General features: G+C 37.3%; 1 protein-coding gene. It reads right to left on the reverse strand.

The features are described 5' to 3' along the window. Positions 1–338 (reverse strand): RNA-guided endonuclease TnpB family protein (locus CHI06_RS29130; protein ID WP_142301057.1); only part of this gene is annotated, 338 nt, incomplete at both ends.

A 338-nucleotide genomic window follows, 5' to 3' on the forward strand; every position in this document is an offset into this window, starting at 1 on the left:
CCCTGCGTTAATATCTCGATTATGGTAGGTATGACATTTAGGGCATTCCCATTCACGTAACCCGAGATTTTTAACGTCTTTGTTTTTGTAGCCACAACAAGAACAAAGTTGGCTGCTAGCGAAGTTTTTTGAAACGGTTACTACTTGTCTACCATACCATTTCGCTTTATATACAATCATGCTTTTGAATTGTGACCAAGATACTTTGCTGATTGCTTTAGCAAGAAGGTGGTTCTTTAACATGTTCGATACTGACAAGTCTTCTATTCCAATAATGTCGTGGTTTTTGACAATCTCGGTTGAAATCTTGTCCAGATAATCTTTTCTTGTATACGCAA

Source organism: Bacillus sp. 7884-1 (assembly GCF_002272245.1).
In the GTDB taxonomy this organism is placed as follows: domain Bacteria; phylum Bacillota; class Bacilli; order Bacillales; family Cytobacillaceae; genus Neobacillus.